This is a genomic window from Pseudoblastomonas aquimaris, from assembly GCF_035481675.1.
Classification (GTDB): domain Bacteria; phylum Pseudomonadota; class Alphaproteobacteria; order Sphingomonadales; family Sphingomonadaceae; genus Alteriqipengyuania_B.
In genome coordinates this window covers 1,993,013-2,009,310 of record NZ_JAYJJW010000001.1, presented here as the reverse complement: position 1 = coordinate 2,009,310, position 16,298 = coordinate 1,993,013, and the positions used below count along the sequence as shown (strand labels likewise).

At 65.5% G+C, this 16,298-nt stretch carries 14 protein-coding genes; 12 read left to right on the top strand and 2 right to left on the bottom strand.

From position 1 onward, the window contains the following. Positions 1-3,442 (bottom strand): beta strand repeat-containing protein (locus VCJ71_RS10070; protein ID WP_324640840.1); only part of this gene is annotated, 3,442 nt, incomplete at its 3' end. Positions 3,443-3,813: 371 nt separating this feature from the next. Further along, on the bottom strand, positions 3,814-4,614 hold the full coding sequence (locus VCJ71_RS10065) for a DUF2569 domain-containing protein (RefSeq protein WP_324640839.1): 801 nt from the start codon (positions 4,612-4,614) through the stop codon (positions 3,814-3,816). A 452-nt stretch (positions 4,615-5,066) separates the two neighbouring features. Here VCJ71_RS10065 and VCJ71_RS10060 point away from each other — a divergent pair, with 452 nt between their 5' ends. The 12 genes from VCJ71_RS10060 to VCJ71_RS10005 all read left to right on the top strand — a co-directional run bounded on the left by VCJ71_RS10060 (position 5,067) and on the right by VCJ71_RS10005 (position 16,297). Further along, complete coding sequence (locus VCJ71_RS10060; RefSeq protein WP_324640838.1) at positions 5,067-5,297, top strand: Flp family type IVb pilin; 231 nt, start codon at positions 5,067-5,069, stop codon at positions 5,295-5,297. Positions 5,298-5,360: 63 nt separating this feature from the next. Next, positions 5,361-6,311: a Flp pilus assembly protein CpaB gene (cpaB, locus tag VCJ71_RS10055; protein WP_324640836.1), complete on the top strand. Its 951-nt coding sequence runs from the start codon at positions 5,361-5,363 to the stop codon at positions 6,309-6,311. A 3-nt stretch (positions 6,312-6,314) separates the two neighbouring features. After that, complete coding sequence (locus tag VCJ71_RS10050; RefSeq protein WP_324640835.1) at positions 6,315-7,715, top strand: type II and III secretion system protein family protein; 1,401 nt, start codon at positions 6,315-6,317, stop codon at positions 7,713-7,715. Then, a complete protein-coding gene (locus tag VCJ71_RS10045) occupies positions 7,705-7,995 on the top strand; it encodes a hypothetical protein (RefSeq protein WP_324640834.1) in 291 nt (96 codons plus the stop codon). The genes VCJ71_RS10050 and VCJ71_RS10045 overlap by 11 nt, the downstream gene beginning before the upstream one ends. A 25-nt stretch (positions 7,996-8,020) precedes the next feature. Next, positions 8,021-9,745 carry a pilus assembly protein TadG-related protein gene (locus tag VCJ71_RS10040; RefSeq protein WP_324640833.1) on the top strand — a complete coding sequence of 575 codons (1,725 nt, stop codon included), beginning with the start codon at positions 8,021-8,023 and terminating at the stop codon, positions 9,743-9,745. Further along, the gene (locus tag VCJ71_RS10035; protein ID WP_324640832.1) at positions 9,742-10,257 is read left to right on the top strand and encodes a TadE family protein; all 516 of its coding nucleotides are present in this window, start codon (positions 9,742-9,744) and stop codon (positions 10,255-10,257) included. Before VCJ71_RS10040 ends, VCJ71_RS10035 begins: the two co-directional genes overlap by 4 nt. Next, positions 10,254-10,925 carry a TadE family protein gene (locus VCJ71_RS10030; RefSeq protein WP_324640831.1) on the top strand — a complete coding sequence of 224 codons (672 nt, stop codon included), beginning with the start codon at positions 10,254-10,256 and terminating at the stop codon, positions 10,923-10,925. Before VCJ71_RS10035 ends, VCJ71_RS10030 begins: the two co-directional genes overlap by 4 nt. 10 nt (positions 10,926-10,935) lie before the next feature. Continuing rightward, positions 10,936-12,126: an AAA family ATPase gene (locus tag VCJ71_RS10025; RefSeq protein WP_324640830.1), complete on the top strand. Its 1,191-nt coding sequence runs from the start codon at positions 10,936-10,938 to the stop codon at positions 12,124-12,126. After that, the gene (locus VCJ71_RS10020; RefSeq protein WP_324640829.1) at positions 12,126-13,529 is read left to right on the top strand and encodes a CpaF family protein; all 1,404 of its coding nucleotides are present in this window, start codon (positions 12,126-12,128) and stop codon (positions 13,527-13,529) included. Before VCJ71_RS10025 ends, VCJ71_RS10020 begins: the two co-directional genes overlap by 1 nt. Before the next feature lie 3 nt (positions 13,530-13,532). Beyond that, positions 13,533-14,534, top strand: coding sequence for a type II secretion system F family protein (locus VCJ71_RS10015; protein WP_324640828.1), 1,002 nt, complete (start codon positions 13,533-13,535; stop codon positions 14,532-14,534). A 4-nt stretch (positions 14,535-14,538) separates the two neighbouring features. Continuing rightward, positions 14,539-15,516 (top strand): type II secretion system F family protein, encoded by a 978-nt coding sequence (locus VCJ71_RS10010; RefSeq protein WP_324640827.1) that lies wholly within the window; start codon positions 14,539-14,541, stop codon positions 15,514-15,516. Between the two features lie 4 nt (positions 15,517-15,520). Further along, positions 15,521-16,297 (top strand): tetratricopeptide repeat protein, encoded by a 777-nt coding sequence (locus VCJ71_RS10005; protein WP_324640826.1) that lies wholly within the window; start codon positions 15,521-15,523, stop codon positions 16,295-16,297. Position 16,298: the final 1 nt, after the last annotated feature.

Genomic DNA, 16,298 nt, shown 5'->3' with positions numbered 1-16,298 from the left:
CGGGCGCGATCGTCACGGTCACGGTCGCCGTGCTCGGGTCCCCGTCGCCGTCGGTGATCGTGTAGGTGAAGCTGTCGCTGCCTTCGGCGCCCGCATCCGGCGTATAGGTGAACGTGCCGTCGCCGTTATAGACGACGCTGCCCTTCGCGCCCTGGCTCGCCACCGCAACCCCGGTCGCAAGATCCACCCCGTCCGCGCCGAACAGGTCGTTGTCCAGCGCATCGCTGATCACCAGCGCCGTGTCCTCGGCCACGTTGTACGTGCCGTCGTCGCTGGCGGCGGGCGCATCGTCGACAATGGCGATCACAAGTGTACCGGAATCGCTGTCGCCATCCTGGTCCGTGACCACGATAGCGAAACTGTCGGACGTCGCGTCGCCAAACGTGTTGTCGGCGAGGGTATAACTGTAGCCGATGACGCCTTCCGCGATCGAAGTGATGGTCAGCGTGCCTTCGCCGCCGGCAAACGTCTGGCCGACCGCGGCGACCGCCACGCCACCGATGGTGATCGTGGCCGGACCGTCCGCCGCATCGTAGGTGATCGTACCTTGCGTCGTTTCGCTGTCCGATGCCGCGTCGGTACCTTCGCTTTCGCCCGGGCGGGCGGGCAGGCCTTCTTCGAAGACGATCGTTCCGGGCTCTTCGACTTGCGGTACAAACAGTTCGACCGGACTGTCGGCGATCTCGATGATGAGCTGCGCGGTTGCCGTGTCCCCATCGCCATCGGTGATGGTATAGGTGAAGGTCTCCGTCACGCCGCCTTCGGAATCCGCGTTGCGGGTATAGCTGTAGATCCCGCCGGGAGCGATCGTCAGCGTGCCGTATTCGCCTTCGATCGTCTGGCCGGCGACGCCATCGGAACCGGTGGCAGGATTGGAATAGGAGGTGACGACTGCGCCGTCTGCACCCTGCGTGTCGTTGGCAAGGACATTCCCGCCCACCGGGCCGTACTCGCCCGCATCGATGGCATTGGCATCGTTTTCGGCCGACGGCGCATCGTCGACGATGGCGATGACCAGCGTGGTGGCGGCGGTGTCGCCGTCGCTGTCCGTGACGGTAAGGGTGAACGTGTCCGAATCCGGGTCCGACAGCGTATTGTCGGCGAGCGTGTAGCTGTAGCTGTAGGCCCCGGCCGCATCGACAGAAACGAGGAGCGTGCCTTTCGCCGTTGTAACGGTGCCGCCGGCAGTGACATCGACACCGTTGATGACGAGCGAGGCGACCGTGTCGTTGCCGGTGGTGACCGGGATCGAACCGTTGGCGATTTCGCCGTCGGTCGCAGCCGCGGTGCCTTCGGGCTCGGTGCCGCGCGCGGGCAGGCCGGCCTCGGTAACATCATTGTCGCCCGCCACCGCGATTTGGGGAGTGGAGTCCGGCGCGATCAGCAGGTTGACGGTGGCAGTAGCAACATCGCCGTCGCCGTCCGTGATCGTGTAGGTAAAGCTGTCGGCACCTTCGGCGCCCGCGTCGGGAATAAAGCTGAAAGTCCCGTCGTCGTTGTAGATCACCTTGCCCTTCGCGGCCTGCGAGGCGATGGCGATCCCTGCGGCGAGGTCGACGCCGTCCGCTCCCGCGGCGTCGTTTGCGAATGCATCGATGCCGTCGAGCCTGGTGTCTTCGGCCACGGCATAGGTGCCGTCGTCGGTCGCGGTGGGGACGTCGTCGCGCACGCTGACAGAGAAGCTGGTCGTCGCGACATCCCCCGAATTGTCGGTCGCCTGAAGCGTAATGCCGTCGAGCGAAACGAGGCCTTCCGCGCCCGTCGCAGCATCGGCGACGCCTTGTGAAAGGGTCGCGGTGTAGTTGGCGGTCACGGTGCCGTCTTCGGCGGTAGCGAAGCCGGTCAGCTCGATGCGGAGCACTTCGCCGCCGCTGCCGTCGCGCCCGACGAGCGCGCCGGATTCCAGCGCAAACACCACCGGATCGCCGGCAAGCGTGGTCAGCTGGCCATCGAGCGCGGGGCTGTCGAGCAGCACGATCGAGGCGGCGAGGTCGGCCGGCAGGTCCGAGCCGAATTCGACCGCCACCGAGCCGGAGGCGCTGGCGCTGCCGGTGCCCGCGGTTTCCTGCGGATCGGCCTGGCCATCGTCGGCATTGGCGCCTTCGAGGCCGTCTTCGTCGAGCTCCAGGTTGGCAGGCTCTCCGAACAAAGGTTCGGGATTGAAGGGCACGGTGATGGTCAGCGTCGCTTCCGACGTGCTGCCGTCGGCGTCGGTGAGGACGTAGGTGAAAACGTCGACTGCATCGCTCGGCGCTTCGGGATTGGCGGTGTAGGTGTAGTTGCCCTGCCCGTCGATCACGAGCGTGCCGTACTGGCCGGCGACTTCGAGATTGCCGTCCTCGTCGAACGTGGTGTCGGTTCCGCCGGCCCCGGTGACGGAGGTGAGCGAGGCATCGTCGGCGCCGACCTGGTCGGCCACGTCGCCGGGGCTGGCCGGGTCGCCGGTCAGGACGTTGCCGGTGGCAATGCCCGTGTCCTCGTCCGCCGTGTTGGTGTCGTCCGCCGCGATGGGCGCATCGTCGAGGATGCGGATGGTGAGCGAGCCGGTGGCGGTGTCGCCGTCCGTATCGCGCACGGTCACGTCGAATTCGTCGAACGCGTTGTCGCCCAGCGTGTTGTCGGTCTGCTCGTAGGTGTAGCCGAGCACGCCGGGGGCGATGCTGGTAATCGTGAGGATGCCGTAGTCGCCGACGAACTGCTGACCGACGAAAGTCACTTCCACGCCGTTGATGAACACGACATCGACGCCGTCGGCGGCGGAGAATTCGATGGTGCCGCTGGTCAGCTCGCCGTCGCCGGCTTCCTCCGTGCCTTCCGGTTCCCCGTCGCGCTCCGCCAGGCCGGATTCCTCCACCGTGGCGGAGGCGTCGGGCGCGCCGGCGGGATTGTCTTCGCTGATGACGATAACGTCGGGCTCGCGGTCGACCGGGTAGGGAATGACTTCCTCGTCCGGCTCGAGCGTGTCGGTGAAATCGGTGTAGGGCAACAGGTTGCCGAGATCGAAGGCGTCCTGCAGCGGATCGACGTCACGGGCGAAATTGCCGCCCGAGCTTTGCGGATTGCCGGCGGCGGGCTGCGGTTCGTTGTCGATCAGCAGCGCGGCGAGGTTGAGCGGCGGGACGGCGACGTCGCCGATCACCACCTGCGGCACGTCGATCGCGCCGTCGGGGATGACGAAACGGCGGCCGTCGGCCAGTTCGATGACGAGGTCGCGGCCCTCGACGCGGATATCTTCCAGCGAGGCGCCGGCGGGGAGCACAACGACATTGTTGGCATCGGGGCGCAGGATCACGCCGCCGGCCTGCGCCATGGCGGCCATCGACATGTTGGCGTCGCTGCCCGCGCTTTCCGCAGCCAGGGCGCTGTCCGGCACGTGCGCCGAATCGCCGGCATCGCTGCCTTCGAACTGCCCGCGGAGGCCAAAATCGTCGGAATTGCTCATCGTCGTTCCCCGTCATGACCCGCCGCATTGCTGCGGCGGCAAGCCGATCGGAGATCCGGATGGGGGAGCCAAGGCGTTGAAACCCGGACTAAATCCCCCGAAAGTACAAACCCCCGTCTGCAACGAAACCAGCGTCCCGTTCCGCGTCGGGCGGAGTCGGGGCCGGTCCTTTCGTTTCAAACGAGACCAACAAATCAACATGGTTACAAGAGCGGTAACCATATTGGTCTTGAATCGAGCCAATTATGTGCCGGAAGTTGTAGTAATCCGACACTTCGAGCAGCCGCATTGTATAAACGCGACATTTCGACTTGTATGCGAAACGAGCGAATCGGTCGGCGAATCGAGTCGCGGGCCTTTGGCGAGGGTCCTCAGCCGCAGTAGGAGCGGCGGCGGTAGGTGACGTTCACCCGTTCCGACAGGATGAGGTAAGGCAGCCAGATCGTGGCGCCGATCAGCACCTTGGTGATGTTGCCGCTGATGAGCGCGTGGAGCGGTTCCGACACGGTGCCGGGCAGCGAGGCCATCGGGCCGAGGCGACTGGCGACGAACAGCTGCAGCGACACGTCGAGCAGCCAGGCGAACACCAGCATGCGCGGGAATAGCGGTACCGCGCGGATCGCCATGACGAAGGCGACCATGTAGAAGAAACCGACCATCGCGGCGTCGAAGGCCATCAGGCCGAACAGGGCCTGCGCCCAGGCAGGGCCGGTGGCGCCGATCGCGGGGATCGAGAGGAAGAATTCGCCCGCGCGGAAGAACACGGTCAACATCATGCCCATGAGCACGGAGGCCATCAGCCCGGTCGGCCCGTAGAAGGGATTGGCGCGCGCCTGCGCGGGCGCGAGGGCGCGCCAGCGGCCGACGAAGGCGAGATTGAAATCGAGCCGCTCCCGCTCCTCGCCTTCCGGGAAGGCGTGGGAGGCGACGAGATAGCCGCACAGCGGCGCGGCGATGATCAGCGAATAGGCCAGCACGATGGGCCAGGCCTGCGCGAAAGTGCCCGTGGGCGTCGCGGCGGAAGAAAAGCGAAGGATTGCGGCGAGGGCGGCGAAGGCCAGCCACAGGCCGGCGACAATGCGCATGTTGGAGCGGAGCCAGGCGACCAGAACGATGCTCTTGGCCGTAAGATAGGCAGCATAGCGAAAGAATAGATCTTTCAAGAGCTTCATCGCGTCGTCCCTTTTCGATTCGGAACACGGAATGTCGGATTTATACAAACGCGGCGGTTTCTTACAGAATCACCGGCGACTCGGCACTTCCGTTCTTGGCCCGTTATTGGCCGAAAGCGCCATAATGTCGCATTTATGCAAGGATTATCCCCACTTAGTTGTTGTAAATAACCGACAATTAACCGTTTTCCTTTGCAAATTTCCCTCTCAAACTATTCAAAAGAAAGGTAAATAATTCGTTTACGATTGGATATTGCTAAGCGAATCAGTCTTATGGACAATGTTGGTGTTCGGAAAGCGATCCCGCCTTCCCGAAGGTTTCTCCGGTTCAGCCGGGGCTTCGGGAAGACCAGACAGGGGGAGCCGCCGGGCTTGGGGGGTAACCGGAAATAGAAGCCGGGCCCGTTTGGTTCGACGTTACTGTCGAGATTTGGATTTAGGACACTTTTATCATGACCAACTTCATCAAGAATTTCATTGCCGACGAATCCGGCGCTTCGGCTGCCGAATATGCCCTGATCATCGCCGTGGTCGCGGTTGGCATCGGCGCCGCTGCTCTGGCTCTCGGCCAGAACGTGGACAAGGCTGTTTCCGACGCCTCCAACGAAGTCGCAGCTTGCGGCACCGCAGCCGCTACTGGTGGCACCGACGCTTACGTCGCAACCGCGCCGGACAAGTGCTGATCTAGAACGCTCCGCCGGGCACTGCTCGGCGGAGCATTTTTTCTCTAATTGGGGGGACGTGCCATGGGGGGGCGCAATCTCATTATCATCGGTGTTGCGCTCGCATTGGGCCTGATCGCGGTGGTATTGGCCAATTCGTATTTTTCCGGCGTCGAAAAGCGCGAAGAAGCGCGCGCCGACGAAATGGCGATGTCCCGGATCGTGGTGGCGACGCAGCCGCTCGAGTTCGGCACGCCGCTCAACACCAACAATCTGCGCATGCAGACATGGCCCGCGGCATCCGTGCCGGCGGGCTCTTTCAGGACCATCCAGGATGCGATCGGCGGCGGCAACGTGGCCCTGCGCGCGATCACACCGGGCGAACCGGTCCTGCTATCCAAGATTTCCGACCGCGCGATCCTGTCGGCGAACCTGCCGCCGGGAATGCGCGCGATCTCCATTCCCGTGAGCGCAGTTTCCAGCGTTTCCGGTTTCGTGCGCCCGAACGACATGGTCGACGTGATGCTGACCCGGCAGATCCCGGGTGACGGCGCCACCGGCACCGACCAGATGGTTGACGTGATCCTCGAAAAGGTCCGCGTCCTCGCCATCGACCAGGTGGCGGACGAAAACGCGACGCAGCCCGGCGTCGGCAAGACCGCCGTGGTCGAAGTCGACTTGCTCGATGCACAGAAGCTCGTCCTGGCGCAGAAGCTGGGCCAGCTGAGCCTTGCGCTGCGCAATGTCGAGAACACCGACCCCGCCGCGCTGACCACCGTCACCGCGCGCGACCTAGGCGGATCGGGCCAGTATATCGCGGCGCGTAACACCGGCGGCGGATCCACGCCGAACCCGGGCATGTTCTCCGTGCCCAACTTCGTTTTCCCGCAGGGCCAGCCTCGGCAAACGCGCAGCGAGCCGCGCGATGCCGCGCCGCGACCGGCATCGGCCGAGCCGCGCAGCTACGGCCCGACGATGACCGTGGTCCGGGGGACCGAGCAGACCGAGGAATCGGTCGGACGGCTGGGGAGATAAGCCATGTTGAAATACGTAAGCGCACTCGCCCTTGCCACCGCATCGCTCGGAATCGCCAGCCCGGCAGCCGCGCAATATGCGGGCGGCGGGCTCCACGCCGGCGAGCTGGAGGTCCCGGTCAACAAGAGCCAGGTGGTCAGCACGGACCAGACGATCGGCAAGGCGCTGATCGGCAATCCGGACATCGCCGACATCGTGCCCATCAGCGACCGGTCGGTCTATGTGCTGGGCAAGGATTTCGGCACCACCAGCCTGACGCTGTACGACCGGTCCAACCGCGTGATCGCGGTGATGGACGTGTCGGTCGGCCCCGACGTCATGTCGCTGCGCAACCAGCTGCGCGACATGATCCCGAGCTCGCAGATCGACGCCTCGCTTTCCAACGGCAACATCGTGCTGTCCGGCCTTGTCGGCAATGCCGGCGAAGCGGACCGCGCAATGCGCATTGCCGAGGCCTTTGCCGGCGAGCGGGTCATCAACCTGATGGGCGTCGGCAGCAGCCAGCAAGTGATGCTGGAAGTGAAATTCGCCGAAGTCACCCGCAACCTGGGCGAAGATCTCGGGGTCAGCGGTTTCGGCTTCAGCCGCGACGGCGATTTCGGCGCCGCCATCGGTGAAGGGGCCGGGACAGAGCAGGATGCTGGCGTCTTCCGCCTCGACCAGATCACCGGCGCTTTCGGTGTGTTCGGTGCGCTGTTCAACATCGGCAATGTCGACATCGATGCCTTCCTCGACGTGCTGGAACGGCAGGGCCTTTCCAAGACGCTGGCCGAACCCACACTGGTCTCCCTGTCGGGCGAAAAGGCATCCTTCCTCGCCGGTGGGGAGTTCCCGATCCCGGTGATCCAGGGCTCTGGCGGCGGGGGTGAAGGCAACAACGCCATCACCGTGGAATTCAAACCCTTCGGCGTCAGCCTGGGCTTCACGCCCACCGTGCTGGGCGACGGGGTCATCAACATGATCGTGGAGCCGGAAGTCAGCTCCATCGATCCGAGCGCGTCGGTGTCGATCAACGGCCTCAATGTCCCGGGCCTGCAGACCCGGCGCGCCAGCACCACCATCGAGCTGCGCGACGGCGAAAGCTTCGCCATCGCCGGCCTGCTGCGGGAGGAATTCACCACCACCGTGCGGCAGGTGCCGATCCTCGGCTCGATCCCGATCATCGGCACGCTGTTCCGCTCGACCAGCTTCCAGAAGGGCGAGACGGAACTGCTGATCATCGTCACCCCACGGCTCGTCAATCCGATCCGGCCGGAGCAGGTCCGCCTGCCGACCGACCGGGTGCGCGACCCGCAGGTCGTCGACACGCTGCTGAACGGCGACAACTACCAGCCGCAGGAACTGCCGCCCGCAGGCGCGGCGACGACCACGGCAACCGATACGGAGACCGGCTATGAATATTAAGCGCATCGCCCTTGTCGCCGGAATGGGGGCCGGGATGGGCTTGGCCCTTTCCGCCTGCGCCGCGACCAACAGCTTCGCCGCCGGTCCGATCGATCCCGAAGCCTTCGGGGAGGCCAACCGGCAGACCTATGCCGCGATGATCGCCAACCCTGACCCGCAGTACGACGAACCGGCCACCGCCAGCGCTGAAGCTGCCGCCGAGGCCGCAGAGCGTGTCCGCGAAGGCCGCGTCAAGCAGCCGGAACGCGTCAGCACCCGCGCGGTCAGCGGGCCGAACTGAGCAGGAGCGCAAGAGGACAAGGACCATGGCATTCGGGATCGGGCAATTCGGCAGGGATGAAGGCGGCGCGGTTGCGGCGACCTACTCCATCGCCCTGCTCGGCCTGATCGCCATTGCCGGCGTCGGCTACGACGTCGCGCGGATGTACGGGCTCGATTCGGAGCTGCAGAACGCCGCCGACCAGGCCGCCATCGCCGCCGCCACCCAGCTCGACAAGAACGCCGGCGCCTGCTCGCGCGCCTCCAGTGCGGCGGTGGGCCTGCTGCGCAATGTCACCCTGCTGGCGAACGACGGCAATGCGGATGGCAACACGATCACCTTCACGGACGAGGCGGCGTGCGACGCCACGGGCTTCATCCGCTTTTACCAGGACAAGGAAAAGACCACCCCGGCCACGAGCGACGAGGAAGCGCGCTATGTCGAAGTGCGGGTGAACCCGCGCGTCGCCCGCTATGCGCTGACGCCGGTGGGTAGCTCCATCACCAATTCGGGCAACCTCAACGCGGCCGCATTCGCCGGGGTCGGCAGCGCGATCTGCCGCGTGCCGCCGCTGAAGATCTGCAATCCAGCCGAACCGGCCGGCAACACCGACGTCTTTCTCGACTTCCCGGTCGAAGGCAATGTTGGCGCGGGGATCAAGTTGCTGGGTAACGAGACGAATGTCCCGGGCGCCTTCGGCTTCCTCCAAACCGAGTTCGGATCCGGTGCCAACGGGTTGCTCGCCGCTCTTGGGTGGGACGTGCGCGGCGGTGACTGCGTTTCGGTCGACGGCGTCGAGGTCCAGGACGGCGTGGTCAACAGCGCCCGGGATGGCATCAACGTCCGTTTCGACGCGGACGTGACCGGGCAATATTGCCCTAGCATCAACGGCGTGAGCGGCACGTGCTCGCCTTCGGTCAATTCCCGGAAGGATTTGATACGCGCGCAGAACTCCAGCAACTGGGAACCCTATCTCGGCAACACCGCGGCCACGGCGCACCAGTTTGCCTATCGCCCCATCATTGCCCGCACCTATGCGTCCACTTTCGGTGCCGGCACTTTCCCGAAAATCATGGGGCATCCCAGGGACATTTGCCATGCGTGGAGCGACAGCGGCAATTGCACCAGCTTCACTTCGTTTCCCAGCGGCCTGATCGGCGATGGGCAGTGGGACATCGACGCCTATTGGCGCTCGAACTTCGGTGCGCCCTACGCCAGCCAGATTTCCGCCGCCGATTACGGTGCACAGCCGAAAGGCTATCCCACCCGGTACCAGGTGTATCGCTGGGAAGCGGACCAGATCCTGGCGGGCACCCTTCCCGGCGGGGTGAGCAAGCTCGCGACGGGACAGAAGTACGCCTACGCCCAGCCTCAACCGGGCTACGGCGTCGCCCTGCCGAATGCGCCCTACGGCCTTGTGCCGGGCAGCGATCTCGACCGGCGCAGGATGAGTGTCGCCGTCCTCAACTGCAACGCCTTGCAGGCGAAATACGGCAACAGCCTCAACAACAAGATTCTCGAAGTCGGCACATGGATCGATATCTTCCTTGTCGAACCGGCCCGCGCACGCAAGCGGTGCCAGGGTGGGGGCGGAGGCGGCGGAAGCGCCACCTTCACCATCGATGGCACAGACTACGATATTTCCTGCAACGACACGCTGGCGAACCAGTTCGAAGTCTACGTGGAATTGATTGGCCGCACCGACATCGGCGGCGACAATGGCAGCAACCTCCAGACGATCCGGCGCGACGTGCCGTACCTGATCGAATGATGCGCGCGCTTAGCCTCGTCCGCCGGGCCGATAGCGGCGCCGCTGCAGCCGAGCTGGCGCTGATGCTGCCGGTGATGCTGGCGCTGATCTTCACCACGTTCGAAGGCGGCAATTACCTCCTCAACGAACACAAGGTCATCAAGGCTGTGCGCGACGGCGCGCGCTATGCCTCGCGCCTGTCGTACAAGGAATTCGATTGCGCCAGCGGCACGGTCTCGGCGACGGCGACGACCGCGATCCTCAACATGACGCGCACCGGCACACCCGACGGTACGGGCTTTCCCCGCTTCACCGCCGGCGCCAACGACACGTTCGACGTAACGCTCGATTGCGCGACCAGCGGCGACACCGCCTCTTACGAAAACAACGGCATCTACCGCGAGAAGCAGGAGGTTCCCCGCGTGCTGGTGAACGCGGTGGTCGGTTACAAGTCGCTCTTCTCCACGCTCGGCTTCGACACCAGCTCTGCGGTCGTGCGGGCGCAGGCGCAATCCGCGGTGACGGGGATATGATGCGCCGGCTTTCCCCCATGCGCCTGTGGCGCGACCGCAGCGGCGCAGGTGCGGCGGAATTCGCGCTGGTCCTGCCGGTGTTCCTGTTCTTCCTGCTCGGCACGATCGACGTCGGCCGCTTCATCTGGGCGGTCAACGAGACCGAAAAGGCGGTGCAGATCGGCGCGCGCTGGGCGGTTACAACCGACATCATTCCGGGCGGCGATATCGGATGCAACACCAGCGGAAACAACAACGCTACGCCGGGCATGAAATGCTACAGCTACGCGCTCAGCGGCACGATCGCGCAAGGCGATCCGGTACCGCAGTCGGATTTCCCGACCACGACCTGTACATCCAGCGGCGGCACGGTGAGCTGTGCCTGCGCCGGCTGCCCCTTCGACACCACCGTCGACACGGTCGGCCAAGCCGCTTTCGACGCGCTGGTCGCGCGCATGGCAGTGGTCCAGCCGCGGATCGCCGCGGACAATATCACGATTTCATATGCCTGGTCGGGCATCGGCTATGCCGGTGATCCCAACGGGCCGGACGTGGCGCCGATCGTCACAGTCGGGGTCACCGGGCTCGGCTTCAGGCCGATCTTCCTAGCCGGAATCTACGATTTCGGCCTGCCCGGTCCAAGCTATTCGCTGACGATGGAAGACGGCGATGGCGGGTTCGGAAATTGAGGACACCGGCATGAACACACGCTCGACACTCGATCTGCCCGGCAGCTTCGCCATGGGACACGGAATGGAAACTCTCATCGTCGCGCAAGCCGCGCACATCGATGCCCTGCAGGCCGCAGACCCTGATTTCGCGGCCTCGCATATAGGCACCTGCGCTTTGCAGCCCAGCGAGCCCTTGCCCGAAGACCGGCTGGGCGGGGTCCGGGTGATCGTGCTGGAAGTCGATCCCGGGGAACCCGCCTCGCTCGCGCGGCTGGAACGGGTGCGCACCGTCGCGCCGACGCTGCCGGTCATCGTCGCACTGGCACAAACCGACACCCGCGTTGTCCGCGCGTTGCTGCGCCGGGGGGTAAACGACGTCGTCGACCTGCCGATGGACCCCGCCGAACTGTTCGACCGGATCGTGGACTGCGCGGCCAATTCGGCGGTGGCGGAACCGCTCCAGCTCGCCCCGCAGATCACCGTGATGCGGGCAAGCGGAGGGGCCGGCGCGACCACGCTCCTGACCCACCTCGGCGCCGCCCTCGCCGCTGCCGAAGGCGGGCCCCGTTCCGTCTGCCTGATCGATCTCGACATGCAATCGGGCGAAGTCGCCAACTACCTCGGCGTCCAGCCGATCAGTACGGTTGGCGATCTCCTCGAGGCGGGTGACAGGCTCGATGCCGATATGCTGCGTGACGCAGCGGTTGGACGCGGGGACGACCTCCACGTCATCGCGGCCCCGACCGATATCGAACCCATCGAAAATGTCCCCGCCGACCGGCTTGCCGCGCTGATAGACCTTGCCCGCACCCAGTTCGATTGCGTGCTGGTGGACCTGCCGGCGAGCTGGGCGAACTGGACGCTGTCCGCCATCGCCCACAGCGACCGCATCCTGCTGGTGACCGACGAGAAACTCAAATCGATCCGCCAGGCGCGCCGCCGGATCGCGCTGTTCGACGAGGTCGGGATCGACCGGCAGTGCGTCGACATCGTGCTGACGCGCACCGGCCGCAGCCTGTTCCGCTCCGTCGGCAAAAGCGATGTGGAGGACACGCTGGGCTGCAGCGTCGATGGCACGATCGCGCTCGGCGAGAAGGACATGGCCGAAGCGCAGGACCAGGGGCTCCTCCTGACCGAATTGCGCAGCCGCTCCGCTTACGAGAAGTCGGTCGACGCGCTCGCGGGCCACCTCGTCCAGTCGCTGTGGGAGAGCGCGTGATGAAATGGACCATCGCCAAGCCCGCAGCGCCCGCACCGGAAACCGCCGGCGACAACGACGATAGCGTCGCCGAAGCCCCCGCCGCTGCCGCGCCGCAGCTGCGCCCGGAAAGCGAGGCCGATAAGCGGCGCAAGGAATCGCTGGAGCTCAAGACCTCGATCCACCGCGGGCTGCTCGACAAGATCAACCTCGGCGCGCTCGACCAGATGCCGCGCGACCAGGTGAAGTCGCAGATCGGCGACATCATTTCCGAATTGCTGATCGACCGGCAGCAGGTGCTCAACCGTGCCGAGCGCGAGGCGCTGACCGACGACGTCCTCAACGAACTGCTCGGCCTCGGGCCGCTCGAGCCGCTGCTGCAGGACGAGACCATCACCGACATCCTCGTCAACGGCCCGACCGTGGTGTTCGTGGAACGGCACGGCCTGCTCGAGCGGGTGGAGACCGAATTCCAGGGCGAAAAGCACCTGATGCGGATCATCCAGAAGATCGTGTCCGCCGTGGGCCGCCGGATCGACGAGAGCACGCCCTATGTCGACGCGCGCCTGGCCGACGGGTCGCGCGTCAACGCCATCGTCGCGCCCCTGGCGGTCGACGGATCGCTGCTTTCCATCCGCAAGTTCGCCAAGAAGCGGATCGGCATCCAGCGCCTGATCGAACTCGGCTCCGTGCCCGAACAAATGGCGCAGGTCATGGAAGCCGTGGTCGCCGCGCGGCGCAACGTGCTGATTTCCGGCGGTACCGGCTCGGGCAAGACGACGCTTCTCAACGCGATGAGCTCTTTCATCGATGAAAAGGAGCGCATCGTCACGATCGAGGACAGCGCCGAGTTGCAACTGCAGCAGGTGCACGTCGCCCGGCTGGAAACGCGGCCCGCCAATATCGAAGGCACCGGCGAAGTGACCCAGCGCGAGCTGGTCAAGAACGCGCTGCGCATGCGGCCCGACCGCATCATCGTGGGCGAAGTCCGCGCCGGTGAGGCGTTCGACATGCTGCAGGCGATGAACACCGGCCACGACGGGTCGATGACCACGGTCCACGCCAACACCCCGCGCGACGCGCTCAGCCGCCTCGAACAGATGATCGGCATGAGCGGCATCGATATGCCGCAATCCTCCACGCGCGCGCAGATCGCTTCGGCCATCAACGTCGTGGTCCAGGTTGCGCGCCTTGCCGACGGCCATCGCCGCGTGGTCAGCCTTTCGGAGATCACCGGCATGGAGGGGCCGACCGTGACGATGCAGGAAATCTACCGCTACCGGATCACCGGCCGCGGCGAGGACGGCACGGTTCACGGCAAGTTCGAAGCGACCGGGATCCGCCCGAAATTCCACGCCGATGCGGTTGCCGCAGGTATCGACCTGCCGGCCGAGCTGTTCCGGCCCGACTTCACGATGGAATAGGCGATGCTCGAAGCCCTCCTCAAGCTGATGGTCCTGCTGGCGATCTTCGCCTCGGTCTTCATCGTCGCCCAGCTCGGCCTCAACCGCCTGTGGCAGCGCACCGCCCACACCCAGGCGGTCAACAAGCGCCTGAAAATGATCAAGACCGGCGCCAGCCGGGAGCAGGTATTCGCCGAATTGCGCAAGAACGAGCCGGGCGATTACGATCACCTGCCGTCGTTCATCGCAAGGCCGGTTGCCTCGCTCCAGCGCACGCTGATGGCCGTCGGCCTGCCGATCACTGCGCCGCAATTGTTCTTCGCCTCCGCCGTCGCCTTCGTGCTGCTTGTCGCGCTGCTCCTGTTCATGAGCGGGCAGCTGGGTTTTGCGATCAGCATCGGGATCATCTTCCTGTGCGGCGCGATCGCGGCCTGCGTGGCCTTCGTCGTCCCGCTACTGGTCCTGACCGCCATCGCCCATCGCCGCCGCAAGAAGATCGAGGAGCAGTTCCCGGTCGCGCTCGACGTTTTCGTCCGCGCCCTGCGCGCCGGCCATCCCATCGCCTCGGCCATCGACTTGCTGACCCGCGAGCTGGAAGATCCCATCGGCAGCGAATTCGGCATCGTCGCAGACGAGATCGCCTATGGCGCGGAGCTCACCGACGCGCTCGACGCGATGGCCGACCGCTGGAACCTCGACGATATCCGCATGTTCGTCGTCTCCCTCTCGGTACAGAGCGAAACCGGCGGCAACCTTGCCGAAATCCTGCAGAATCTTGCCGACGTGATCCGCGAACGGGCCAGCCTTTACATGAAGGTCCGCGCGCTCAGCAGCGAGGGGCGGATGACCGGCTGGATGCTGACCGCCCTGCCCATCGTCGCCTTCGTCGGCATGTTCAGCGTGAACCCCGAATTCTACCTCGCCACGGCGGACGAGCCGATGTTCCTGTTCGGCTTCATCACGCTCGGCATCCTCTACACCATCGGGTTCATCTGGATCCGCAAGCTGATCGACCTGAAAGTCTGAGCCCATGGACGTCATCGCCACCAGCAACGCCGCCCGCCTCGCCGTCCTCCTGGCGATTTTCGCGATCGTGGCGATCGTGGCCTTCACGGCCATGGCCTATGCCTCGAAGCGCGCGACGATGCGTGCGGGGCTGAAAACCATCGCCGGCAAGCCGACGATCCAGACTGCCGCCGGCACCGCCAGCCTGCGCGCCGACGAGCGGGCGACCAGCTGGGGCAAGCTGGCCGAGCTGATCGAGCGCACCGGCCTCGACCTGACCGACACCAAGAGCGACCGCCTGCGCGAAAAACTGGTCGCAGCCGGCTATACCTCGCCCGCCGCACCGAAGATTTTCACGCTCGTGCGGCTCGGGATGATCTTTCTGATCCCGGCGCTCTACGTGCTGCTGGCGTTTTCGGGCGACGATCCGCCCAGCTTCCTGCGCGTCTACATCATCGGGTCGCTGCTGGCGCTGCTCGGCCTTTACCTGCCCAACCTGTTCGTTCGCGCGCGGGCCGACCGGCGGCGCGAAGCCATCATCAACGGTTTTCCGGACTGCCTCGACCTGATCCTCGTCTGCGTGGAAGCCGGCCTCGGCATCGAAGCCGCGCTCGACCGGGTGGGCCGCGAAATGGTTCATTCGCATCCTCTGGTCGCCAACCTCCTGGGGGTAACGACCTTGCGGCTGCGCGCCGGCGCGACCCGCGAGGAGGCCTTCCGCAAGCTGGCGGACATGGCCGCGGTCGATGAAATCCGCTCCTTCACCACGCTGCTGATCCAGTCCGACAAGCTCGGCACCTCCATCGCCTCTACCCTGCGCGTCTATGCCGCCGAAATGCGCGAGCGCCGCCGCATGCGAGCCGAGGAAAAGGCGCACCGCCTGCCGGTCCTCATTTCCATTCCGCTCGTCGTCTTCATGCTGCCGACGATGATCGGCGTGCTGATGCTGCCCGCCAGCATTCGCGTCGCCCGCGATATTTTCCCGATCATGCAAGGGGGATGATCCCATGAAAAAGCCCGCCACCATCGCTATCCTCGTCGCCGCTCCGCTGGCGCTGGGCGCATGCTCGGCCATGACCACTCCGGGCGGCACGCAAAGTGCGGAGAATGCATCCGGCGCCTCGCTCGACGACTATTTCGCCGGGCGCCTCGAGGCAGGGCGGACCCACCTCGCCCATGGCCGGGTCACCGCCGCCATCGATGCTTTCCGGCAGGCGCGCGTGCACCGCGGCTATGCCGCCGATGCGGCAAATGGCCTGGCCGTTTCCTACGCGCGGATCGGGCGGGAAGACTTGGCCGAGCGCTATTTCCGCGAAGCCATCACGCTTGCGCCGGAGAACGAGAAATTCGCCCGGAACCTCGCCCGGCTCGAACGCCGCGTGACCGTGGAAGCACCCGTATTTGCCGAGGCACAGGACGAACCCACAGAAACCGCTCCCGCCGAAATGCCGGCAATGCCGGAAGCTATCAGCGGCATGGGCTTTGCCGCCGCATTCGAGCCGTTCACGCCCACCCGTCCGGGCGCTGAAGCCCGGCCGAACGCCATCATGGTCGCCGCGCGCGCAGAGCAGCCCGCACGGCCCCTCGCCGCAGCGACGCAGCGCCCGCTCGAAATCCGCGTCGGTTCGGGAGCGCCGCAGGTTGCCGCCGCAAATCGCGAGGTGTTCATCACCACCCAGGGCGTCACCCGGGTGACGGGCACCCAGCCCTATCGCCGGGGTGTGCAGGCGGCACAGGGCGGCGCAGGCGATCGCTATCCCGTGCGCATCCAGTTCGGCAACTGAT

Bases quoted from the DNA above. Each gene is read 5' to 3' on its own strand.
- VCJ71_RS10005 (WP_324640826.1), top strand. From the start codon at position 15,521: ATGAAAAAGCCCGCCACCATCGCTATCCTCGTCGCCGCTCCGCTGGCG.
- VCJ71_RS10050 (WP_324640835.1), top strand. From the start codon at position 6,315: ATGTTGAAATACGTAAGCGCACTCGCCCTTGCCACCGCATCGCTCGGA.
- VCJ71_RS10025 (WP_324640830.1), top strand. From the start codon at position 10,936: ATGAACACACGCTCGACACTCGATCTGCCCGGCAGCTTCGCCATGGGA.
- VCJ71_RS10045 (WP_324640834.1), top strand. From the start codon at position 7,705: ATGAATATTAAGCGCATCGCCCTTGTCGCCGGAATGGGGGCCGGGATG.
- VCJ71_RS10060 (WP_324640838.1), top strand. From the start codon at position 5,067: ATGACCAACTTCATCAAGAATTTCATTGCCGACGAATCCGGCGCTTCG.
- VCJ71_RS10010 (WP_324640827.1), top strand. From the start codon at position 14,539: ATGGACGTCATCGCCACCAGCAACGCCGCCCGCCTCGCCGTCCTCCTG.
- VCJ71_RS10065 (WP_324640839.1), bottom strand. From the start codon at position 4,614: ATGAAGCTCTTGAAAGATCTATTCTTTCGCTATGCTGCCTATCTTACG.
- cpaB (WP_324640836.1), top strand. From the start codon at position 5,361: ATGGGGGGGCGCAATCTCATTATCATCGGTGTTGCGCTCGCATTGGGC.
- VCJ71_RS10020 (WP_324640829.1), top strand. From the start codon at position 12,126: ATGAAATGGACCATCGCCAAGCCCGCAGCGCCCGCACCGGAAACCGCC.
- VCJ71_RS10040 (WP_324640833.1), top strand. From the start codon at position 8,021: ATGGCATTCGGGATCGGGCAATTCGGCAGGGATGAAGGCGGCGCGGTT.
- VCJ71_RS10030 (WP_324640831.1), top strand. From the start codon at position 10,254: ATGATGCGCCGGCTTTCCCCCATGCGCCTGTGGCGCGACCGCAGCGGC.
- VCJ71_RS10035 (WP_324640832.1), top strand. From the start codon at position 9,742: ATGATGCGCGCGCTTAGCCTCGTCCGCCGGGCCGATAGCGGCGCCGCT.
- VCJ71_RS10015 (WP_324640828.1), top strand. From the start codon at position 13,533: ATGCTCGAAGCCCTCCTCAAGCTGATGGTCCTGCTGGCGATCTTCGCC.